This is a genomic window from Erwinia sp. L03-1 (assembly GCF_058686115.1).
Map to the genome: position 1 here is coordinate 1,958,741 of NZ_CM178762.1, position 17,866 is coordinate 1,976,606.

Annotated in this window: 15 protein-coding genes; 14 read left to right on the forward strand and 1 reads right to left on the reverse strand. The window is 55.6% G+C overall.

The genetic code is table 11. From position 1 onward, the window contains the following. The first annotated feature begins 110 nt into the window (after nucleotides 1-110). The 4 genes from AC4PCC_RS09025 to flhD all read left to right on the forward strand — a co-directional run bounded on the left by AC4PCC_RS09025 (nucleotide 111) and on the right by flhD (nucleotide 5,387). On the forward strand, nucleotides 111-1,292 hold the full coding sequence (locus AC4PCC_RS09025) for an HD-GYP domain-containing protein (RefSeq protein ID WP_492127145.1): 1,182 nt from the start codon (nucleotides 111-113) through the stop codon (nucleotides 1,290-1,292). A gap of 602 nt (nucleotides 1,293-1,894) precedes the next feature. Continuing rightward, entirely contained in the window at nucleotides 1,895-2,647 is a 753-nt protein-coding gene (gene otsB / locus AC4PCC_RS09030) for a trehalose-phosphatase (protein ID WP_492127146.1), read from the forward strand. A gap of 31 nt (nucleotides 2,648-2,678) precedes the next feature. Then, nucleotides 2,679-4,103, forward strand: coding sequence for an alpha,alpha-trehalose-phosphate synthase (otsA, locus tag AC4PCC_RS09035; protein ID WP_492127147.1), 1,425 nt, complete (start codon nucleotides 2,679-2,681; stop codon nucleotides 4,101-4,103). A 930-nt stretch (nucleotides 4,104-5,033) separates the two neighbouring features. Beyond that, complete coding sequence (gene flhD / locus AC4PCC_RS09040; protein ID WP_492127148.1) at nucleotides 5,034-5,387, forward strand: flagellar transcriptional regulator FlhD; 354 nt, start codon at nucleotides 5,034-5,036, stop codon at nucleotides 5,385-5,387. Here flhD and AC4PCC_RS09045 read toward each other — a convergent pair. Next, nucleotides 5,384-5,467 (reverse strand): helix-turn-helix domain-containing protein, encoded by an 84-nt coding sequence (locus AC4PCC_RS09045; RefSeq protein ID WP_492127479.1) that lies wholly within the window; start codon nucleotides 5,465-5,467, stop codon nucleotides 5,384-5,386. The genes flhD and AC4PCC_RS09045 overlap by 4 nt on opposite strands. Between AC4PCC_RS09045 and flhC the strand changes: the two genes are divergently transcribed. The 10 genes from flhC (at nucleotide 5,435) to AC4PCC_RS09095 (ending at nucleotide 17,859) form a co-directional block, all read left to right on the forward strand. Then, nucleotides 5,435-5,965 (forward strand): flagellar transcriptional regulator FlhC, encoded by a 531-nt coding sequence (gene flhC, locus AC4PCC_RS09050; RefSeq protein WP_492127480.1) that lies wholly within the window; start codon nucleotides 5,435-5,437, stop codon nucleotides 5,963-5,965. The two genes, AC4PCC_RS09045 and flhC, sit on opposite strands and share 33 nt — an antisense overlap. Before the next feature lie 133 nt (nucleotides 5,966-6,098). Beyond that, nucleotides 6,099-6,986, forward strand: coding sequence for a flagellar motor stator protein MotA (gene motA, locus AC4PCC_RS09055; RefSeq protein WP_067701049.1), 888 nt, complete (start codon nucleotides 6,099-6,101; stop codon nucleotides 6,984-6,986). Next, the gene (gene motB / locus AC4PCC_RS09060; protein ID WP_492127149.1) at nucleotides 6,983-8,023 is read left to right on the forward strand and encodes a flagellar motor protein MotB; all 1,041 of its coding nucleotides are present in this window, start codon (nucleotides 6,983-6,985) and stop codon (nucleotides 8,021-8,023) included. The genes motA and motB overlap by 4 nt, the downstream gene beginning before the upstream one ends. Nucleotides 8,024-8,033: 10 nt before the next feature. Next, entirely contained in the window at nucleotides 8,034-10,028 is a 1,995-nt protein-coding gene (gene cheA, locus AC4PCC_RS09065) for a chemotaxis protein CheA (protein ID WP_492127481.1), read from the forward strand. 24 nt (nucleotides 10,029-10,052) lie between these two features. Continuing rightward, on the forward strand, nucleotides 10,053-10,550 hold the full coding sequence (cheW, locus tag AC4PCC_RS09070; protein ID WP_067701057.1) for a chemotaxis protein CheW: 498 nt from the start codon (nucleotides 10,053-10,055) through the stop codon (nucleotides 10,548-10,550). Nucleotides 10,551-10,752: 202 nt separating this feature from the next. Next, a complete protein-coding gene (locus AC4PCC_RS09075; RefSeq protein WP_492127150.1) occupies nucleotides 10,753-12,420 on the forward strand; it encodes a methyl-accepting chemotaxis protein in 1,668 nt (555 codons plus the stop codon). A gap of 153 nt (nucleotides 12,421-12,573) precedes the next feature. After that, nucleotides 12,574-14,253: a methyl-accepting chemotaxis protein gene (locus tag AC4PCC_RS09080; protein WP_492127151.1), complete on the forward strand. Its 1,680-nt coding sequence runs from the start codon at nucleotides 12,574-12,576 to the stop codon at nucleotides 14,251-14,253. A 46-nt stretch (nucleotides 14,254-14,299) separates the two neighbouring features. Continuing rightward, on the forward strand, nucleotides 14,300-15,853 hold the full coding sequence (locus tag AC4PCC_RS09085; RefSeq protein WP_492127152.1) for a methyl-accepting chemotaxis protein: 1,554 nt from the start codon (nucleotides 14,300-14,302) through the stop codon (nucleotides 15,851-15,853). Between the two features lie 84 nt (nucleotides 15,854-15,937). Continuing rightward, nucleotides 15,938-16,810, forward strand: a complete 873-nt coding sequence (cheR, locus tag AC4PCC_RS09090) for a protein-glutamate O-methyltransferase CheR (protein ID WP_492127153.1) — start codon at nucleotides 15,938-15,940, stop codon at nucleotides 16,808-16,810. Then, nucleotides 16,810-17,859, forward strand: coding sequence for a protein-glutamate methylesterase/protein-glutamine glutaminase (locus AC4PCC_RS09095; protein ID WP_067701072.1), 1,050 nt, complete (start codon nucleotides 16,810-16,812; stop codon nucleotides 17,857-17,859). The genes cheR and AC4PCC_RS09095 overlap by 1 nt, the downstream gene beginning before the upstream one ends. Nucleotides 17,860-17,866 lie beyond the last annotated feature (7 nt).

Genomic DNA, 17,866 nt, shown 5'->3' on the forward strand with positions numbered 1-17,866 from the left:
GCCCGAAGCGTAAATTTTTAGTAAATGCGCACGAACATCATTTTACGCGGTGAAGGTTTTTCGGACGATGCCGATATCTGTACTGAATGGGGGAGCAGGCAGAGGGCGCGATGATAAGTCGAATCGGGATAGAAGCATTACGCATCGGGATGTACGTGCACAAACTGGAAGTCTTCTGGCTGAAACACCCGCTGGTACGCAACGATATGCTGCTTACCACCGAACAGCAAATTCAGATTATTGTTGAGAACGGCATTAAAGAAGTCTGGATCGATCTGGATAAAGGCCGTGCGCCTGACGTCGCGCCATCGACAGAGGCCGTTATCGCTCAGGCGGTGCCCGTTAAGGCCAGTATGCACAGCGAAGTGGCGCAGGCGCAGGCTATCTGTCTGATGGCCAGAGGGCAGATAATGGATATGTTCAGTAATGCCCGGATGGGGAAAACCATCAGGACCGACAGCACGCTGCCGCTGGTGGATGAAATCGGCGGATCGATCAGCCGCCATCCGGCCGCTCTCCTGAGCGTGGTACGGTTGAAGACGCACGATGACTATACCTATCTGCATTCGGTGGCAGTGTGTGCGCTGATGGTTTCACTGGCGCGTCAGCTGCAGCTGGATGAACGACAGGTGCGTCAGGCGGGCACGGCCGGACTGCTGCACGACGTCGGTAAAGCCGGCATTCCGCTGGAGATCCTCAATAAGCCGGGCAAGCTGACCGATGACGAATTTGAGCTGATGAAGCTGCATCCGGCGATCGGAGAGTCGCTGCTGCGAAAAAGCAACGGTGACACTGAGGTGCTGGACGTCGCCCTGCATCATCATGAGAGGATCAACGGCGAAGGCTACCCCCATGGTCTGAAAGGTGAGGGGATCTCTCTGCTGGCCCGCATGGCCGCCGTCTGCGACGTCTATGATGCGGTTACCTCGGACCGCCCCTATAAGGCAGGCTGGAACCCGGCGGCGGCGATGCACCAGATGGCGAGTTGGGAAGGCCACTTTGACCGCCAGATATTTCACGCTTTTGTTAAGGCGGTGGGGATCTATCCCCCTGGATCGGTGGTCAGGCTGGCGTCCGGGCGCATTGCGGTGATCGCCGAGCCGGGAGAGAAATCGCTGCTGCAACCTAAGGTCTGCGTATTCTTTTCGCTAATCACCCGCCAGCCGATAAAGCCGGAAATCGTCGATCTGGGTAGCCGCTACTGCTGGGACAGCATAGCCGGACTGGAAGAGTCTGCCACCTGGAGCGGTATTAACCTGAACGCACTGTGGATGGTGCCGCTGGCCCCCTGACGTAATAAATAAAGGCGACCAGTTTACCCACTCACTTTTTCATGCCCCTACCTTCACCGCTTTTGTCCCGTATGCTTCTTTTTCGCGTAACTTCCTGTGGTTTTCCCTTAATTTCCTGCGGCGCTTAATACCCTTTGTTATGCCCATTTATACCTGCACTTAACCCGCGCTTTCTCCCCGACCGCTTCCTGGCATAATTCGCCTTTATCCTATGTCTTTATTACGCTTTTTTTGACAGTCTGAAGGTCAGAAAAGGGCTTATAAGCGCCAGTCGGTCTGGCAGAGACGGGATCAGTGACTATACTGAAAACTAACGATGTTGCGCATAGTGCAGCGGGAACGGGCATGTTGCACCCAGAGTGCAGCCAGATGACAGAAAGAAAATGTTTAAGAAAGAGGATGAAATTTAAACGGACGCTTTTCTCCCCCGCCTTACTCTGGCGACCGCGACTTTCCCGTCAGGTCTGCCTCCCGCATTGCAGCCCCGCTTTAATGACCCACGTGACCGGATGAGGAAAATCCGTCACGGCGCCAGCGTCGAACCGGCCTGACGCCGTGGGCCAGGGCCCGCAACATCACAACCATTTAGCAGGAGGAGTCGTGTGAACACCCAGAATGATGAGGTACCGCCCCTGAATAAAGAGGGCCGCTATGCTTTCTTTTTCGACGTTGACGGTACGCTTGCCGCCATTCAGCCCCGCCCGGATGACGCGTTTATTCCCCAATCCGTAATTGCCAGCCTGAAACGTCTTTCCGCATCCTGTGAGGGTGCCGTTGCGCTGGTTTCAGGCCGCCCCATTAGCGAGCTGGATGCGCTGGCCGCGCCGCTCCATTTTCCCCTTGCTGGCGTCCACGGCGCTGAACGCCGCGATGCCCGCGACAATGTTGAGCGTCTGTCGCTGCCGCAGGAGGTTGCCAGCGAACTGGCAACGCGGCTGAACGATGCCATAGCCGATATGCCGGGGACCCAGCTTGAAGCGAAAGGGATGGCTTTTGCGCTGCACTATCGTGGCGCGGAGCACTATCAGCAGGCAATCATGGCCCTGGCGCAGGCAATGACCGAACGTTTCCCCATGCTGGCGCTGCAGCCCGGTAAATGCGTGGTGGAGTTAAAACCAAAGGGCGTGAATAAGGGCGCCGCGATTGCAGCCTTTATGCAGCAATCGCCGTTTGCCGGACGAACGCCCGTATTTTTAGGTGACGATCTGACCGATGAGGCAGGATTTGAAGCGGTCAATGTCAGGGATGGCATCGCAATAAAAGTGGGTGAGGGCGACACGCAGGCAGGCTATCGGCTGCCGGACGTGAATGCCGTTTATCACTGGCTTGAAAACATACAATTACAATTAGATTAAGACGAAACAACGTCGGTAAGGAGTTAAGGTTATGAGTCGCTTAGTAGTCGTATCTAACCGCATTGCTGTACCTGATGGTTCCAAAACCAGCGCGGGCGGTTTGACCGTCGGCATTATGGATGCCCTGAAAACCACCGGTGGACTGTGGTTTGGCTGGAACGGTAACATCAATGAGATCGGTGAAGATGACGAGGAAATGGAGCTGTTCGAGCAGGACAGCGTGACCTACGCCTCTTTTGGACTGAATCAGAACGATTACGATCTCTATTATTTGCAGTTCTCGAACGCCGTTATCTGGCCCGCCTTCCACTACCGTCTCGATTTAGTGAATTTCCAGCGTGAAGCCTGGGACGGATACTGTAGCGTCAATACCCTGCTGGCAAAGCGCCTGCTGCCGCTGCTACAGCCTGATGATGTATTGTGGATCCATGATTATCATCTGCTGCCGTTTGCCGCCGCGTTACGCAAGCTGGGCGTGACCAACCGTATTGGCTTTTTCCTGCATATTCCTTTCCCAACCCCCGAAATCTTCAACGCTCTGCCGCCACATAACGAGCTGCTGGAGATGATGAGCGAATACGATCTGCTGGGTTTCCAGACCGAGAGCGATCGCATGGCCTTTGTAGAGTGCCTGTCGCTAATGACGCAGGTAGAGAGCGACGGCAAACAGCATCGGGCATTGGGCCGTAGCTTTGCCACTGAGGTTTATCCTATCGGCATTGAGCCAGACAGTATTAAAGAGATGGCGGAAGGCCCGCTGCCGCCGAAAATGGCCGCAATGAAGCGGGATCTGGGGGATGCGAAGAATATTATTGCCTGCGAACGTCTGGATTATTCAAAAGGGCTACCGGAGCGTTTTCTCGCTTATGAGGCGCTGCTGGAACACTATCCCGAGCACCGGGGCCAGATCCGCTATTCACAGATTGCGCCAACGTCGCGCGGTGACGTACAGGCCTATCAGGATATCCGTCACCAGCTGGAGACCGAAGCAGGGCGCATCAACGGCCATTACGGCACCCTGGGGTGGACGCCGCTCTATTACCTCAATCAGCACTTCGACCGTCGCCTGCTGATGAAAATATTCCGTCTGACCGATATCGGCCTGGTCACGCCGCTGCGTGACGGGATGAACCTGGTGGCGAAAGAGTATGTTGCCGCGCAGGACCCTGAAGATCCGGGCGTGCTGGTGCTGTCGCGCTTCGCCGGCGCGGCCAATGAGCTGACATCGGCGTTAATCGTTAATCCTTACGATCGTGATGAGGTGGCCGCCGCGCTCAACCAGGCGCTGACGATGCCGCTGGAGGAACGTATCACGCGCTATAACGATATGATGGCCGTGCTGCGCAAAAACGACATTACCCACTGGCGTAAAACCTACCTGAAGGATTTGCAGGCCGTTCCTGCCCGTCCGGCCGCCGGGAAGGAGGATACGGACACCGCGACCTCCCACACCTAGCATAAGACGTGCCAGTTGTTTTAAAGGGCGATTGCAAATCGCCCTTTTTTTATGCCTGCCCGGCAAAATACACGTACATAAAGTGTGCAATAAGGGCCATTTATTAGAAAAAAACAGAAAAATGCCGTTTTTACTAAAGAAATTGACACCGCCGCCGATACTTAACCCCTATCCTGAAAAAAACCTCCAAACATTCACCTTTCTAATGTAACTATCAGTTACATCTATTTTCGTACCCCAAACACAAGCCTGGCGCGGCTTACAAAAGGCTTTCACTTCTTAAGAAGAACCTGCGTAAGGTCACACTTCTGCACTGCAACTGATACTGAACAGTCACCCTGGGTGATTAATTTAACATCATGCGATTGGGCAATAAATTAGCATTAACAACCTAAAATTAGAGTAAGAGCGATATTTTATTCTAATCATGATCTGCATCACGCCTTTTTGCCGATTTATACGCGTAAAGAGAGTCATTTTCATTTGTAAATGATAATTAAATGTTAAATTTTAACAAAAAGGGTAGGAATTGGTTGCTTAGCGCCCTAATGAAAAGCGCTACTAAAGGGTCCTGGGCAAGAAATTTCCGATAAAGTGTGATCTGCGTCACACTTTATCTAAAATTTGAGGTGGCTCACATTGTATGTCGAAATAAGAGCGGATAGAGTTGCCTTGTTTTCGGAATTGTCTTAAAAGATGTGTGAAACAGACAAGGGATTGCGCCAGGGAAGAGAGCGAAAACGAAGGAGCAGCAACTGGCAAAATGAGTAATGACTACTTTCTGTTTAGCAGCCTTTAGTGCGGCTAACAGCTTCGCAAACGTTTGGCTTCTGCCACTAGTTTTTTGCCATTTTTAGATTTACCAAGCAGCAAACAAGGTAGCGGCATAACCCGCAAACGTTTAAGTCGTGTTAGTCAGGATGGAAAAAAATGGGTGCATCAGAATTACTCAAACATATTTACGATATTAATCTTTCATATTTATTACTTGCTCAGCGCCTTATCAATCAGGAAAAAGCTTCTGCAATGTTTCGCCTTGGTATTGACGAGGCAATGGCTGATACGCTCGCGCAATTAACGCTGCCAGAGATGGTAAAGCTTGCCGAAACTAATCAGCTGATCTGTCAATTCCGTTTTAACGATAACAATACGATTAAACGTTTAACGCAGGCGTCTCGCGTGGATGATTTACAGCAAATCCATACCGGCATTTTGTTATCCAGTCGTTTATTACGCAGTGTGACGACTAAAGAAGAAGCAACGCCGAAAAAGAGAGCGAGCTAATGAGCGAGAAAAGTATTGTACAGGAAGCGCGCGATATTCAGCTGGCGATGGAACTCATTTCGCTGGGTGCGCGGCTGCAAATGTTAGAAAGTGAAACACAGCTTAGCCGCGGTCGATTAATAAAGCTTTATAAAGAGCTGCGCGGCAGTCCGCCGCCAAAAGGCATGCTGCCGTTCTCTACCGACTGGTTTATGACCTGGGAACAGAACATCCACTCTTCCATGTTCTGTAACGCCTGGCAGTTTTTACTCAAAAGCGGGCAGAGCCAGGGCGTAGACGCGGTGATTAAAGCCTACCGTCTCTATCTCGAACAGTGTCCGCAACAGGACGAAGGCCCGCTGTTGGCGCTGACCCGCGCCTGGACCCTGGTCCGGTTTGTTGAGAGCGGCATGCTCGAACTGTCTGACTGCAAATGCTGCGGCGGTAGCTTTATTAACCATGCTCACCAGCCCGTTGGCAGCTTCGTTTGCAGCCTGTGCCAGCCGCCGTCCCGCGCGGTAAAAAGACGTAAACTTATCGCAGAACCTGCCGATAACATTTCACAACTGCTGGATGAACAGATTAAACAAGCCGTTTAATCGGGCTCGACAGGTGGAATGAATCCAGCAGCGGTTAATAACCGCTGCTTTTTTTTTGCCCCGAGCCCCGCTAACGCGTCTTTACACGCTGATTCATCTTTCACCCACGCGTCGGCAGACGTAAGGATTTATTGTGTTAATTATTTTAGGGTACATTCTGGTACTGGGGTCAGTGTTGGGTGGCTTCGCGATGGTCGGCGGCCACCTCGGCGCGCTTTATCAGCCTTCAGAACTGTTAATTATCGGTGGGGCAGGGATTGGCGCGTTTATCGTAGGGAATAACGGTAAAGCGATAAAAGCGACCCTCAAGGCCATGCCCTTATTAATGCGCGGGTCAAAATATAATAAAGCGGTTTATATGGATTTGATGGCGCTGCTTTATCGCCTGATGGCGAAGTCGCGCCAGCAGGGAATGCTTTCGCTCGAACGCGATATTGAAAACCCCCAGGAAAGTGAAATTTTTTCTAATTACCCACGCATCCTTGCCGATAAGAGATTAGTGGACTTTATTACCGACTATTTGCGCCTGATGGTCAGCGGCAATATGAATGCCTTTGAAATTGAAGCGCTGATGGACGAAGAGATAGAAACCTACGAAAGCGAGTGCGAAGTGCCCGCAATGGCCTTTCAGACCGTCGGTGATTCACTGCCCGCGTTTGGCATCGTGGCGGCGGTAATGGGCGTGGTGCATACGCTGGCTTCAGCGGATCGCCCGGCGGCAGAGCTGGGTGCCCTGATAGCCCACGCGATGGTCGGAACCTTCCTCGGCATTTTGCTGGCCTACGGATTTATCTCTCCGCTGGCGGGCGTACTGCGGCAAAAGTGCGCGGAAACCACCAAGATGATGCAGTGCATCAAGGTCACGATGCTCTCCAGCCTGAACGGTTATGCACCGCAGATTGCCGTTGAATTTGGTCGTAAAACGCTCTACTCCACCGATCGCCCGTCGTTCACCGAGCTGGAGGAGCACGTTCGTAACGCGAAATCACCAGCGAAACAGACATCCGACGAGGACGCATGAAGCATAACAATCACCCCATTGTGCTGGTTAAGCGCAAAAAGCATAAGAAACATGAGGGCGGACACGGCTCATGGAAGATTGCTTACGCTGACTTTATGACCGCAATGATGGCCTTTTTTATGGTGATGTGGCTAATTTCGATCTCCAACCCTCAGGAATTAGTGAAAATTGCCGATTACTTTAAAACGCCCCTTAAGGTGGCGCTGACCGGTGGCGCACGCAGCAGCGACAGCGACAGCCCCATCCCGGGTGGGGGCGATGACCCCACTCAGAAACAGGGTGAGGTGCATAAGGTGGTCGATATGGATGCGCAAAAACGCAAGCTGGAAGAGATCCGTCTTAACCGCCTGCGCGAGAGGCTGGATCAGCTAATTGAGGCCGATCCTAAGCTGCGCACGCTGCGTCCCCATTTGATTATTAATTTGGTTGAAGAGGGGCTGCGTATCCAGATTATCGACAGTGAAAACCGTCCGATGTTTAAAACCGGCAGTGCGGAAGTTGAGCCTTATATGCGCGACATATTGCGCGGGATAGCGCCGGTCCTGAACGACCTGCCAAACAGGATCAGCCTGGCGGGGCATACGGATGATTTTCAGTATGCGGGCGGTGACCGGGGCTACAGCAACTGGGAACTGTCGGCCGATCGCGCGAATGCCTCGCGACGTGAACTGATTGTTGGCGGTTTGGCCAGCGGGAAGATGATTCGTGTCATCGGCATGGCCGACACCATGAAGTTAAAGAACCGCGGCGCGGATGATGCGGTAAATCGTCGAATCAGTCTGCTGGTGTTGAACCACGACACCGAAGTGCAGATTGAGAAAGAAAATGCGGAAAGTGACGCGGTGCAGGTCAGCGACAGCGATCCAGCCAGTTTAAAACAGTTAGCGGCACCGGCCTCTCCTATGGCCGCCGGCCAAAAACCCGACCCTCAACCCTCACCGGCCGAGCCTGCGGGTAGCAACGTAACCCACGCGGCGTTAGCCCCGGCGGTACCTGCGCCAGCGGCCCAGACCGATCGCGACTCACAGCAGAGGTGATACCGTGAGCATGGATATCAGCGATTTTTATCAGACATTTTTTGATGAGGCCGATGAGTTACTGGCCGATATGGAACAACACCTGCTGGTGCTGGATCCGCAGGAACCCGATTCGGAGCAGCTTAACGCTATCTTCCGGGCGGCGCACTCGATTAAAGGCGGGGCGGGAACCTTTGGGTTCACCGTACTGCAGGAAACAACGCACATTCTGGAAAACATTCTCGACGGTGCGCGACGCGGCGAAATGCAGCTGAGCACCGATATCATCAACCTGTTTTTGGAAACTAAAGATATTATGCAGGAACAGTTGGATGCCTATAAAACCGCCACGGAACCCAATGCCGCGACGTTTGAATACATTTGTCAGGCGCTGCGTCAGCTGGCGCTGGAAGCAAAGGGTGAAGTGATCCCAGCGCCGAAAACGCTCGCCGCCACGGCGGCTGAGCCTGCGGTTAGCGCGGCGGGCCAGCGTCTGGTACTGAGTAACCTGAAGCCGGGTGAAGTGCCGCTGATGCTGGAAGAACTAAGCAATCTGTGCACCGTCTCAGACGTGGTTAAAGGCGAAAACTCGCTGGAAGCCACCCTGGATGCGACGGTCGATCCGGATGATATCCGGGCCGTACTCTGCTTCGTTATTGAAGAGTCACAGATCAACTTTATCGACGCCGCCGCAGCCGGGCCCGCTGCGACACCGGCGATTGCCGACGTCGTGGAACAGGTGGAAGCTAAGCCGGAAGTGGCTCCGCCTGTGGTCAGCGAGGCCGCGCCCGCCCTGAAGCGTGAAAGCGCGAAAAAGCCCGGTGCCGCCAGGGCCAGCGAATCGACCAGCATCCGCGTTGCGGTTGAGAAGGTTGATCAACTGATTAACCTGGTCGGCGAACTGGTGATCACCCAGTCGATGCTGGCGCAGCGTTCAGGCGAACTGGACCCGGTGGCGCACGGCGATCTGTTGAACAGCATGGGGCAGCTGGAACGTAACGCCCGCGATCTGCAGGAATCGGTAATGTCGATCCGCATGATGCCGATGGAATACGTTTTCAGCCGCTTCCCGCGTCTGGTACGCGATCTGGCCAGCAAGCTCGGAAAAGAAGTGGAGCTGATCCTTCAGGGAAGCTCAACCGAACTGGATAAAAGCCTGATTGAACGCATTATCGATCCCCTGACCCATCTGGTGCGTAACAGCCTGGATCACGGGATTGAGTCGCCGGACAAACGCCTGGCAGCGGGCAAAAACCCCGTCGGTAAACTGACGCTCTCCGCTGAGCATCAGGGCGGCAATATCTGTATCGAAGTGAACGACGATGGTGCCGGTCTGAATCGCGAACGTATTCTGGCTAAGGCGCTCTCATCGGGCCTGCCGGTCAGTGAGGCGATGAGTGATGAAGAGGTCGGCATGCTGATTTTTGCGCCGGGCTTCTCGACCGCTGAACAGGTAACTGACGTCTCCGGACGCGGCGTCGGCATGGACGTGGTGAAACGTAATATCCAGGAGATGGGTGGACACGTTGAAATCGCCTCTAAGCAGGGTAAAGGCACCACCATTCGCATTCTGCTGCCGTTAACCCTGGCCATTCTCGACGGCATGTCCGTTCGCGTGGCAAACGAAGTCTTTATTCTGCCGCTTAACGCGGTGATGGAATCACTTCAGCCGCTGGCGGACGACCTGCATCCGCTGGCCGGTGGCGAACGCGTACTGGAAGTGCGTGGTGAATACCTGCCGATGGTTGAGCTGTGGAACGTGTTTGAAGTGCAGGGCGCGAAAACCGAAGCGACGCAGGGCATCGTGGTTATCCTGCAAAGCGCCGGAAAACGCTATGCGCTGCTGGTCGATCAGCTTATTGGTCAGCACCAGGTGGTGGTCAAAAACCTCGAAAGCAACTATCGCAAAGTGCCCGGGATCTCGGCGGCGACCATCCTCGGTGATGGCAGCGTGGCGCTGATTGTCGACGTTTCGGCACTGCAGTCTCTCAACCGTGAAAAGCGCGTGGCGGGAGCCGCAGCCTGACGTTAACCTATTAAGGGTAGAATTATGACTGGAATGGCAACTGTTACTAAAATCGCTGGCGAAACCGTCGGTCAGGAGTTCCTGGTATTTACGCTGGGTGACGAAGAGTACGGTATTGATATTTTGAAGGTGCAGGAGATCCGCGGTTACGATCAGGTTACCCGCATCGCCAATACCCCGACCTTTATTAAAGGCGTGACCAACCTGCGAGGCGTTATCGTCCCGATCATTGACCTGCGCGTGAAATTTGCGCAGCCGGATGTGGAATACAATGATAATACCGTCGTGATTGTGCTGAACCTGGAGCATCGCGTGGTGGGGATCGTTGTGGATGGCGTTTCCGACGTACTGTCACTGACGCAGGACCAGATCCGCCCTTCACCAGAGTTCGCGGTCACCATGTCAACCGAGTACCTGACCGGGCTGGGTGCGCTGGGTGACCGTATGCTGATCCTCGTCGATATTGAGAAGCTGCTCAGCAGCGACGAGATGGCGCTGGTGGATAACCTGCGCAGCGCGTAAGCGTTCCCCTCTGGGTGAAAAGGGCCGACAGACTCTCTGTCGGCCCTTTTTGTATTTTGAACGGCTCTCCCGCGTGATGCCGCCAGGTTTGTCTTAGATAGCAAAATAATATTCCGCTTCTCCCCTGCTGCACTGGATAAAGATCCACCAGCCCGTGCCGATAAATTCTCTGTTGTTCCATTTCAAAACACCAAGGGTATCTATGTTTAAACGAATGAAGGTTGTCACCAGCCTGCTGCTGGTTCTGCTGGTATTTGGCGCTCTGCAACTGCTGGCCGGTGGGCTGTTTATTAAGGCGCTGAACAGCGATAAAACGAATTTTTCGGTGGCGCAAAATGCCAGCGAAAACGTGTCGGCATTTACCGACGCCTGGGTCGCGCTTAACCAGGCGCGTATCGCCCTCAACCGCGGCATGCTGCGCCTGCAGGGTAATGAATTAGCACAGAGCAGCATCTCATCGCTGAGTATGATTAGCGACCAGGGCAAGCAGCTGCTGGCCAGTGCGGATAAATCCTGGACGCTTTATCAGTCGCTTCCCGCCACCAGGGGAATGGATCCACACATTGTGGCCAGCCTCGAACAGAACTATGTCCTCTATTCCAAAGCGCTGGCCAGCATGCTGCAGCTGATGGACAACCAGCAGCTGAGCGAGATGTTCAAAATGAACATTGAACAGAAGCAGCAGGCGATGCAGGTGGCCTATACCCGCTGGCGGGATGCGCAGAACGTGCTGATGATGCAGGGCGTAGCGGACAACCAGTCGGCCTACACCTCAATGCTCTGGATGATTGGTGCGGTGATGCTGCTGGTTATCGCGCTGATCGTGCTGTGCTGGTTTGGCCTGAAGCGCGTACTGATTAAGCCGCTAAACAGCAACATTGCGCATATCAGCCAGATCGCCAGCGGGGATTTAACCCAGGATATTCAGGTGGAAGGGCACAATGAAATGGCTCAGCTGGCCGCCAGCCTGAAAGAGATGCAGCAGGCGCTGGTGCGTACCGTGAGTGACGTTCGCGACGGCTCAGACGCCATTCTGACCGGGGCCAGCGAAATTGCTGCCGGTAACAACGACCTCTCAGCCCGTACGGAACAGCAGGCGGCCTCCCTTGAGGAGACGGCGGCCAGTATGGAGCAGCTGACGGCCACGGTGAAACAGAACGCTGAGAACGCGCGTCAGGCCTCAAAGCTGGCGCTGACCGCGTCTGAAACGGCGATAAAAGGCGGGAAGGTGGTGGATGGCGTGGTGAAAACCATGAGTGATATCGCGGGCAGCTCGAAAAAAATCGCCGATATCACCAGCGTAATTGACGGTATTGCCTTCCAGACCAACATCCTGGCGCTCAATGCGGCGGTAGAGGCCGCCCGTGCGGGTGAGCAGGGCCGTGGATTTGCGGTGGTGGCGGGAGAAGTGCGTAATCTGGCGCAGCGCAGCGCGCAGGCCGCGAAAGAGATCAAAGGGCTGATCGAAGATTCCGTCTCGCGGGTGGATAGCGGCACCGTGCTGGTAGGCACCGCTGGTGACACCATGAATGATATCGTCAATGCGGTCACCCGGGTTACCGATATTATGGGTGAAATCGCGTCGGCGTCTGATGAGCAGAGCCGTGGAATCGATCAGGTGGGCACCGCCGTCACCGAGATGGATCGGGTGACCCAGCAGAACGCCTCGCTGGTGGAAGAGTCCGCCACGGCCGCCGCCGCGCTTGAAGAGCAGGCCAGCCGCCTGACGCAGGCCGTGTCGGTGTTCCGTATGCACCGGGCGCAGGCGATCAAGGCCGCGCCATCGGCGTTAATTACTCCGCAGCGTCAGCTGACCGCCGGGAAAGTCGCCGCGCCAGTCGCAACGGAGGGTAACTGGGAAACGTTCTGATGCGTCGCCCCCGTCGATAATTAAATGCGCCGGCCCACGGCGCATTTCTGCCAATCATAAGTTTATCCTTTGAGCAATCAGTCAAATCCTTAATAAAGATCCCCGCTCCGCTGCCGATAACATTTCCAATTGGCCCCCTGTTCAGAGGTAGTTATGTTTAAGCGAGTGAAAGTCGTTACCGGCCTGGTTAGCGTGCTGGTGTTGTTTGCTGTTCTTCAGTTGGGTACCGGAGGCCTGTTTTTCCAGACCGTCAAAAATGATCGGGATAATTTTGCCTTTAGCCAGCGGCTGCGCGCCTCTCAGCAGGCGATGGGCAATGCCTGGGTCTCGCTGGTGCAGGCACGTAACACGCTCAACCGTTCCGGTATTCGTCATCTTCAGGATGCAGGGAAAACCGGCGGGGGCAGCAGCGTCAACGATTTGATGGCGCTGGCGCAGCAGGAACTGGATAACGCGGATAAGTCACTGGCGATATTTAACGCCGCGCTCACTGAACAGGGAAAAAAAGCGGACAACGTGAAGGTGATGCTGGCGGATTATAAGCAGCTTCATAACGCGCTGGATGCCCTGATTGTGATGATGAACACCGGCAGGTTCGATGACTTTGTTGCCCAGCCGACGCAGAGCTACCAGGACAGCTTTCAGAAATCCTATCTGAGCTGGCTGGACACCAATGACCAGCTGACCGCAGGCGTAGTTGAAGCCAGTCAGCACTCCTACCAGCAGACTATCTGGGTACTGGCGCTGGTGCTGATTATCTCGCTGGCGGTGATCATTCTGGCCTGGAGCGGCATCAGCAACATGCTGCTGCGTCCGCTGAGAACCAACATTGACCATATCCGGCACATTGCCCGCGGCGATCTGACCCAGACCGTTGAGTGTGATGGACGCAATGAAATGTCCGAGCTGGCCAAAAGCCTGCATGAGATGCAGCAGTCGCTGGTGCAGACCGTCAGCGAAGTGCGTGATGGCTCCGACGCGATTTATACCGGCGCCAGTGAAATTTCCAGCGGCAATAACGACCTCTCCTCGCGTACCGAGCAGCAGGCCGCCTCGCTGGAGCAGACCGCAGCCAGCATGGAACAGCTGACCGCTACCGTGAAGCAGAACGCCGAAAATGCGCGTCAGGCCTCCAAACTGGCGCTCAGCGCCTCCGGCACCGCAGAGAAGGGTGGCAAGGTGGTGGATAGCGTGGTCAAAACCATGCACGACATCGCGGGCAGCTCGAAGAAGATCGCTGATATCACCAGCGTGATTGACGGCATCGCCTTCCAGACCAATATTCTGGCGCTGAACGCCGCCGTTGAGGCGGCCCGTGCGGGTGAGCAGGGCAGAGGCTTTGCCGTGGTCGCCGGTGAAGTACGCAGCCTGGCGCAGCGCAGCGCCCAGGCGGCAAAAGAGATTAAAGGGCTGATCGAAGACTCGGTCACCCGCGTGGATACCGGCTCGGTGCTGGTGGAAAGCGCCGGGGAAACGATGGCGGAAATTGTCAGCGCGGTCACTCGCGTCACCGACATCATGGGTGAAATTGCCTCCGCCTCCGATGAGCAGAGCCGCGGCATTGATCAGGTGGGCACGGCCGTGACCGAGATGGATCGGGTCACGCAGCAGAACGCCTCGCTGGTTGAAGAGTCTGCGGCGGCCTCAGCGGCGCTGGAAGAGCAGGCGGCCAGGCTAAACCAGGCCGTCGCGGTCTTCCGCATTCGTAAAGAAAATGCCATTCAGGCCGTTAACGTCAGCAGAACAACACAAAGCGTCGTGCCCGCCCCGCAGGTAACGTCACGCAAAGCGCTGGCTGCACCGGTATCCAATGATAACTGGGAAACCTTTTAACGTGACCTTAGCCGCCCGCGGTGGGCGGCAACACCAGGAGACTTCAATGTTTGCCCGCATTCGCATCTCAACCACCATCATATTTTTACTGGGCCTGTTCTGCGTGATGCAGATCGTTAGCAGCGGATTGTCGTTTAACTCTTTTCGTCTGGACGCGAAAAATTTGCATGACGTCGAGGTCAGCGGTAACCAGCGTGACGCGCTGGGGCAGACCTGGGCCGATTTACTCAGCGCCCGCCTGACGCTAAGCCGCGCCGGGACCCGTGCGGCACTGAGTATGCCGCGCGATCAGGTAACAAGTTTAATGGCAAAGGCTCAGGAAGATCTGAATGCTGCCGATAACGCTTATAAGACCTTTGAAGCTATCCCGGCACTGACGCCAGAAGGCGGCGTGCTGAAGAAGGAGATGAAGGGGGCTTATGAAGGGTACTCCCAGGAGCTGGCGAGGCTGATTGCCTATTTACAGAACTACCAGCTGCAGGATTTCCTGAACTCTCCCACGCAGGGCACGCAGGACAAGTTTCAGGCGCAGTACAACCGCTGGATGCTGCATATCGACAAGCTTCGCATCCATGCCAGCCAGGCGAGCAAGGGATTCTACACGCAGTCGATGGCGATATTTTACTCGACCATACTGCTGTCGCTGCTGGTGACGCTGGCCGGTGTGACCTGGGTGAGAAAAGCCGTTATCGGCCCGCTGGCGCATATGCGCGGTCACTTTGAGCGCATCGCCTCCGGTAACCTCGGTGGCCGTATCGTGGCGGAAGGACGCAATGAGCTTAGCCAGCTGTTTATCAGCCTGCAGACCATGCAGCAGGCGCTGGCTGAAACGGTCGCTAACGTGCGGGATGGCAGCCATGCCATGCAGACCGGCATCCGTGAAATTGCCTCAGGCAATAACGATCTTTCCGCGCGGACCGAGCAGCAGGCGGCCTCGCTGGCGGAAACGGCAGCCAGCATGGAGCAGCTGACGGCAACGGTGACCGGCAATGCGGACAACGCGCGGCAGGCGTCGCTGCTGACCAAAGAGGCCTCCTCAACGGCGCTTAAAGGTGGCTCGCTGACCCGCAACGTGGTGACCACCATGAGTGACATCGCCAACAGTTCAAAGAAAATTGGCGATATCACCAGCGTGATTGACGGCATCGCCTTCCAGACCAACATCCTGGCGCTGAACGCAGCGGTAGAGGCGGCGAGGGCAGGTGAACAGGGCAGGGGCTTTGCAGTGGTCGCGGGCGAGGTTCGCAGCCTGGCCCAGCGCAGCGCGCAGGCGGCAAAAGAGATTAAAGGGCTGATCGAGGCGTCGGTTAGCCGGGTCGATCAGGGCTCAACGCTGGTGGCCTCTGCGGGCGAAACCATGGAGGAGATCGTTCAGTCGGTCACCCGCGTGAACGATATTATGGCTGAGATAGCCTCTGCGTCTGACGAGCAGCGCCGGGGAATAGAACAGGTCGCGCAGGCCGTCGGCCAGATGGATCAGGTGACACAACAGAATGCCGCGCTGGTTGAGGAAGCGGCAGCCGCCACGGCAGCACTTGAAGCACAGGCTGATAATCTGACCGACACGGTGAGCCGATTCTCACTGGATGCCGCAGGATAAGCCCGAACAGGTAGCAACGCAGGCTTACAGGGAAAACAAGACGTTTATAACCCCCTTAATCTGCAAATTGCAGGGTGGATCAGGATGAAAAAATCGACGTTGTTAGCGCCAACGGAAAACGCGACGCTGCTGGCCCAGATGGTGCAGCGCCTGCCGTTATCCGATACGCACTTTAAGCGTATCAGCCAGCTGATTTATCAGCGGGCAGGCATTGTACTCGCCGATCACAAGCGGGAGATGGTTTACAACCGCCTGGTTCGCCGACTGCGGACGTTAGGTATCGACGATTTTGGTCGTTACCTTGCGCTGCTGGAGAGTGACTCCAACAGCCCGGAGTGGCAGGCGTTTATTAACGCGCTGACCACAAACCTGACGGCGTTTTTCCGTGAGGCGCACCATTTTCCTATCCTGGCGGAACACGCCAAACGGCGCAGCGGTTCCTTTAACGTCTGGTGCGCGGCGGCCTCAACGGGTGAGGAGCCTTACTCGATTGCGCTGACGCTGGCGGAAACGCTGGGCAGCGGGCCGGGTAAGTTCCAGATCCATGCGACGGATATCGACACCCAGGTGCTGGAGAAGGCGCTGGCCGGCGTCTACCGTCAGGAAGAGCTGCGCACGCTGTCACCGCAGCAGATGCAGAAGTTCTTTTTTCGCGGCACCGGCCCCCATTCGGGGATGGTTAGGGTGAGGCCAGAACTGGCCAATATGGTCACCTTTGCGCAGTTGAATCTGCTGGCTAATGAGTGGGCGGTTCCGGGGCCGTTTGATGCGATTTTTTGCCGCAATGTCATGATCTACTTCGACAAAGAGACGCAGGAGAAGATTTTGCGGCGCTTTGTCCCGATGTTGAAGCCCGGCGGGATCCTGTTTGCCGGACATTCAGAGAACTTCAGCCAGATCAGTAAAGAGTTTTATCTGCGCGGCCAGACGGTCTACGGACTGACTAAGGAAAGATAATGGGCAAAATCAGAGTGTTATGCGTTGACGACTCCGCACTGATGCGGCAGCTGATGACGGAGATTATCAACAGCCATCCTGACATGGAGATGGTGGCATCGGCACCGGATCCGCTGGTGGCGCGGGATTTGATTAAGCAGTTCAACCCCGACGTGCTGACGCTGGATGTGGAAATGCCGCGCATGGATGGACTGGATTTTCTGGAAAAGCTGATGCGCCTGCGACCGATGCCGGTCGTGATGGTCTCTTCCCTGACCGGCAAAGGCTCGGAGATTACCCTGCGCGCGCTGGAGCTGGGGGCGGTAGATTTTGTGACTAAACCCTCGCTGGGTATTCGCGAAGGGATGCTGGCCTACAGCCAGATGATTGCCGATAAGGTCCGTGCGGCCTCACGCGCCAGGCTGCAAATGCGCAGCCCGCAGAGCGCCCCGGTTATGTTGAAAGCCGGACCGCTGCTGAGTAGCGAGAAGCTGATTGCTATCGGAGCCTCTACCGGCGGCACCGAGGCCATTCGGCATGTGCTTCAGCCGCTGCCGGCGACCAGCCCGGCGCTGCTGATTACTCAGCATATGCCGCCAGGCTTTACCCGCTCTTTTGCCGAGCGGCTGAACAAGCTCTGCCAGATAACGGTAAAAGAGGCAGAGGACGGCGAGCGCATTCTGCCGGGCCATGCCTATATCGCGCCGGGCGCCATGCATCTGGAGCTGGCGCGCAGCGGGGCTAACTATCAGGTCAAGCTTAACGAAGGTCCGCCGGTCAACCGGCACCGACCTTCGGTGGACGTCCTGTTTAAATCAGTGGCGCAGTATGCCGGTCGGAACGCCGTCGGCGTGATCCTCACCGGAATGGGCAATGACGGTGCGGCAGGTTTGCTGGCAATGAATCAGGCAGGCGCCTGGACCATCGCTCAGAACGAAGCGAGCTGCGTGGTATTTGGTATGCCTCGCGAGGCAATTGGCCTCGGGGGCGCCAGTGAGGTGGTGGATCTTCACCAAATCAGCCAGCACATGCTGGCAAAAATTAGCGCCGGACAGGCATTACGTATATAACGCAGCG

Bases quoted from the DNA above. Each gene is read 5' to 3' on its own strand.
- AC4PCC_RS09025 (WP_492127145.1), top strand. From the start codon at position 111: ATGATAAGTCGAATCGGGATAGAAGCATTACGCATCGGGATGTACGTG.
- otsA (WP_492127147.1), top strand. From the start codon at position 2,679: ATGAGTCGCTTAGTAGTCGTATCTAACCGCATTGCTGTACCTGATGGT.
- flhD (WP_492127148.1), top strand. From the start codon at position 5,034: ATGGGTGCATCAGAATTACTCAAACATATTTACGATATTAATCTTTCA.
- flhC (WP_492127480.1), top strand. From the start codon at position 5,435: ATGGAACTCATTTCGCTGGGTGCGCGGCTGCAAATGTTAGAAAGTGAA.
- motB (WP_492127149.1), top strand. From the start codon at position 6,983: ATGAAGCATAACAATCACCCCATTGTGCTGGTTAAGCGCAAAAAGCAT.
- cheA (WP_492127481.1), top strand. From the start codon at position 8,034: ATGGATATCAGCGATTTTTATCAGACATTTTTTGATGAGGCCGATGAG.
- cheW (WP_067701057.1), top strand. From the start codon at position 10,053: ATGACTGGAATGGCAACTGTTACTAAAATCGCTGGCGAAACCGTCGGT.
- AC4PCC_RS09075 (WP_492127150.1), top strand. From the start codon at position 10,753: ATGTTTAAACGAATGAAGGTTGTCACCAGCCTGCTGCTGGTTCTGCTG.
- AC4PCC_RS09080 (WP_492127151.1), top strand. From the start codon at position 12,574: ATGTTTAAGCGAGTGAAAGTCGTTACCGGCCTGGTTAGCGTGCTGGTG.
- AC4PCC_RS09085 (WP_492127152.1), top strand. From the start codon at position 14,300: ATGTTTGCCCGCATTCGCATCTCAACCACCATCATATTTTTACTGGGC.
- cheR (WP_492127153.1), top strand. From the start codon at position 15,938: ATGAAAAAATCGACGTTGTTAGCGCCAACGGAAAACGCGACGCTGCTG.
- AC4PCC_RS09095 (WP_067701072.1), top strand. From the start codon at position 16,810: ATGGGCAAAATCAGAGTGTTATGCGTTGACGACTCCGCACTGATGCGG.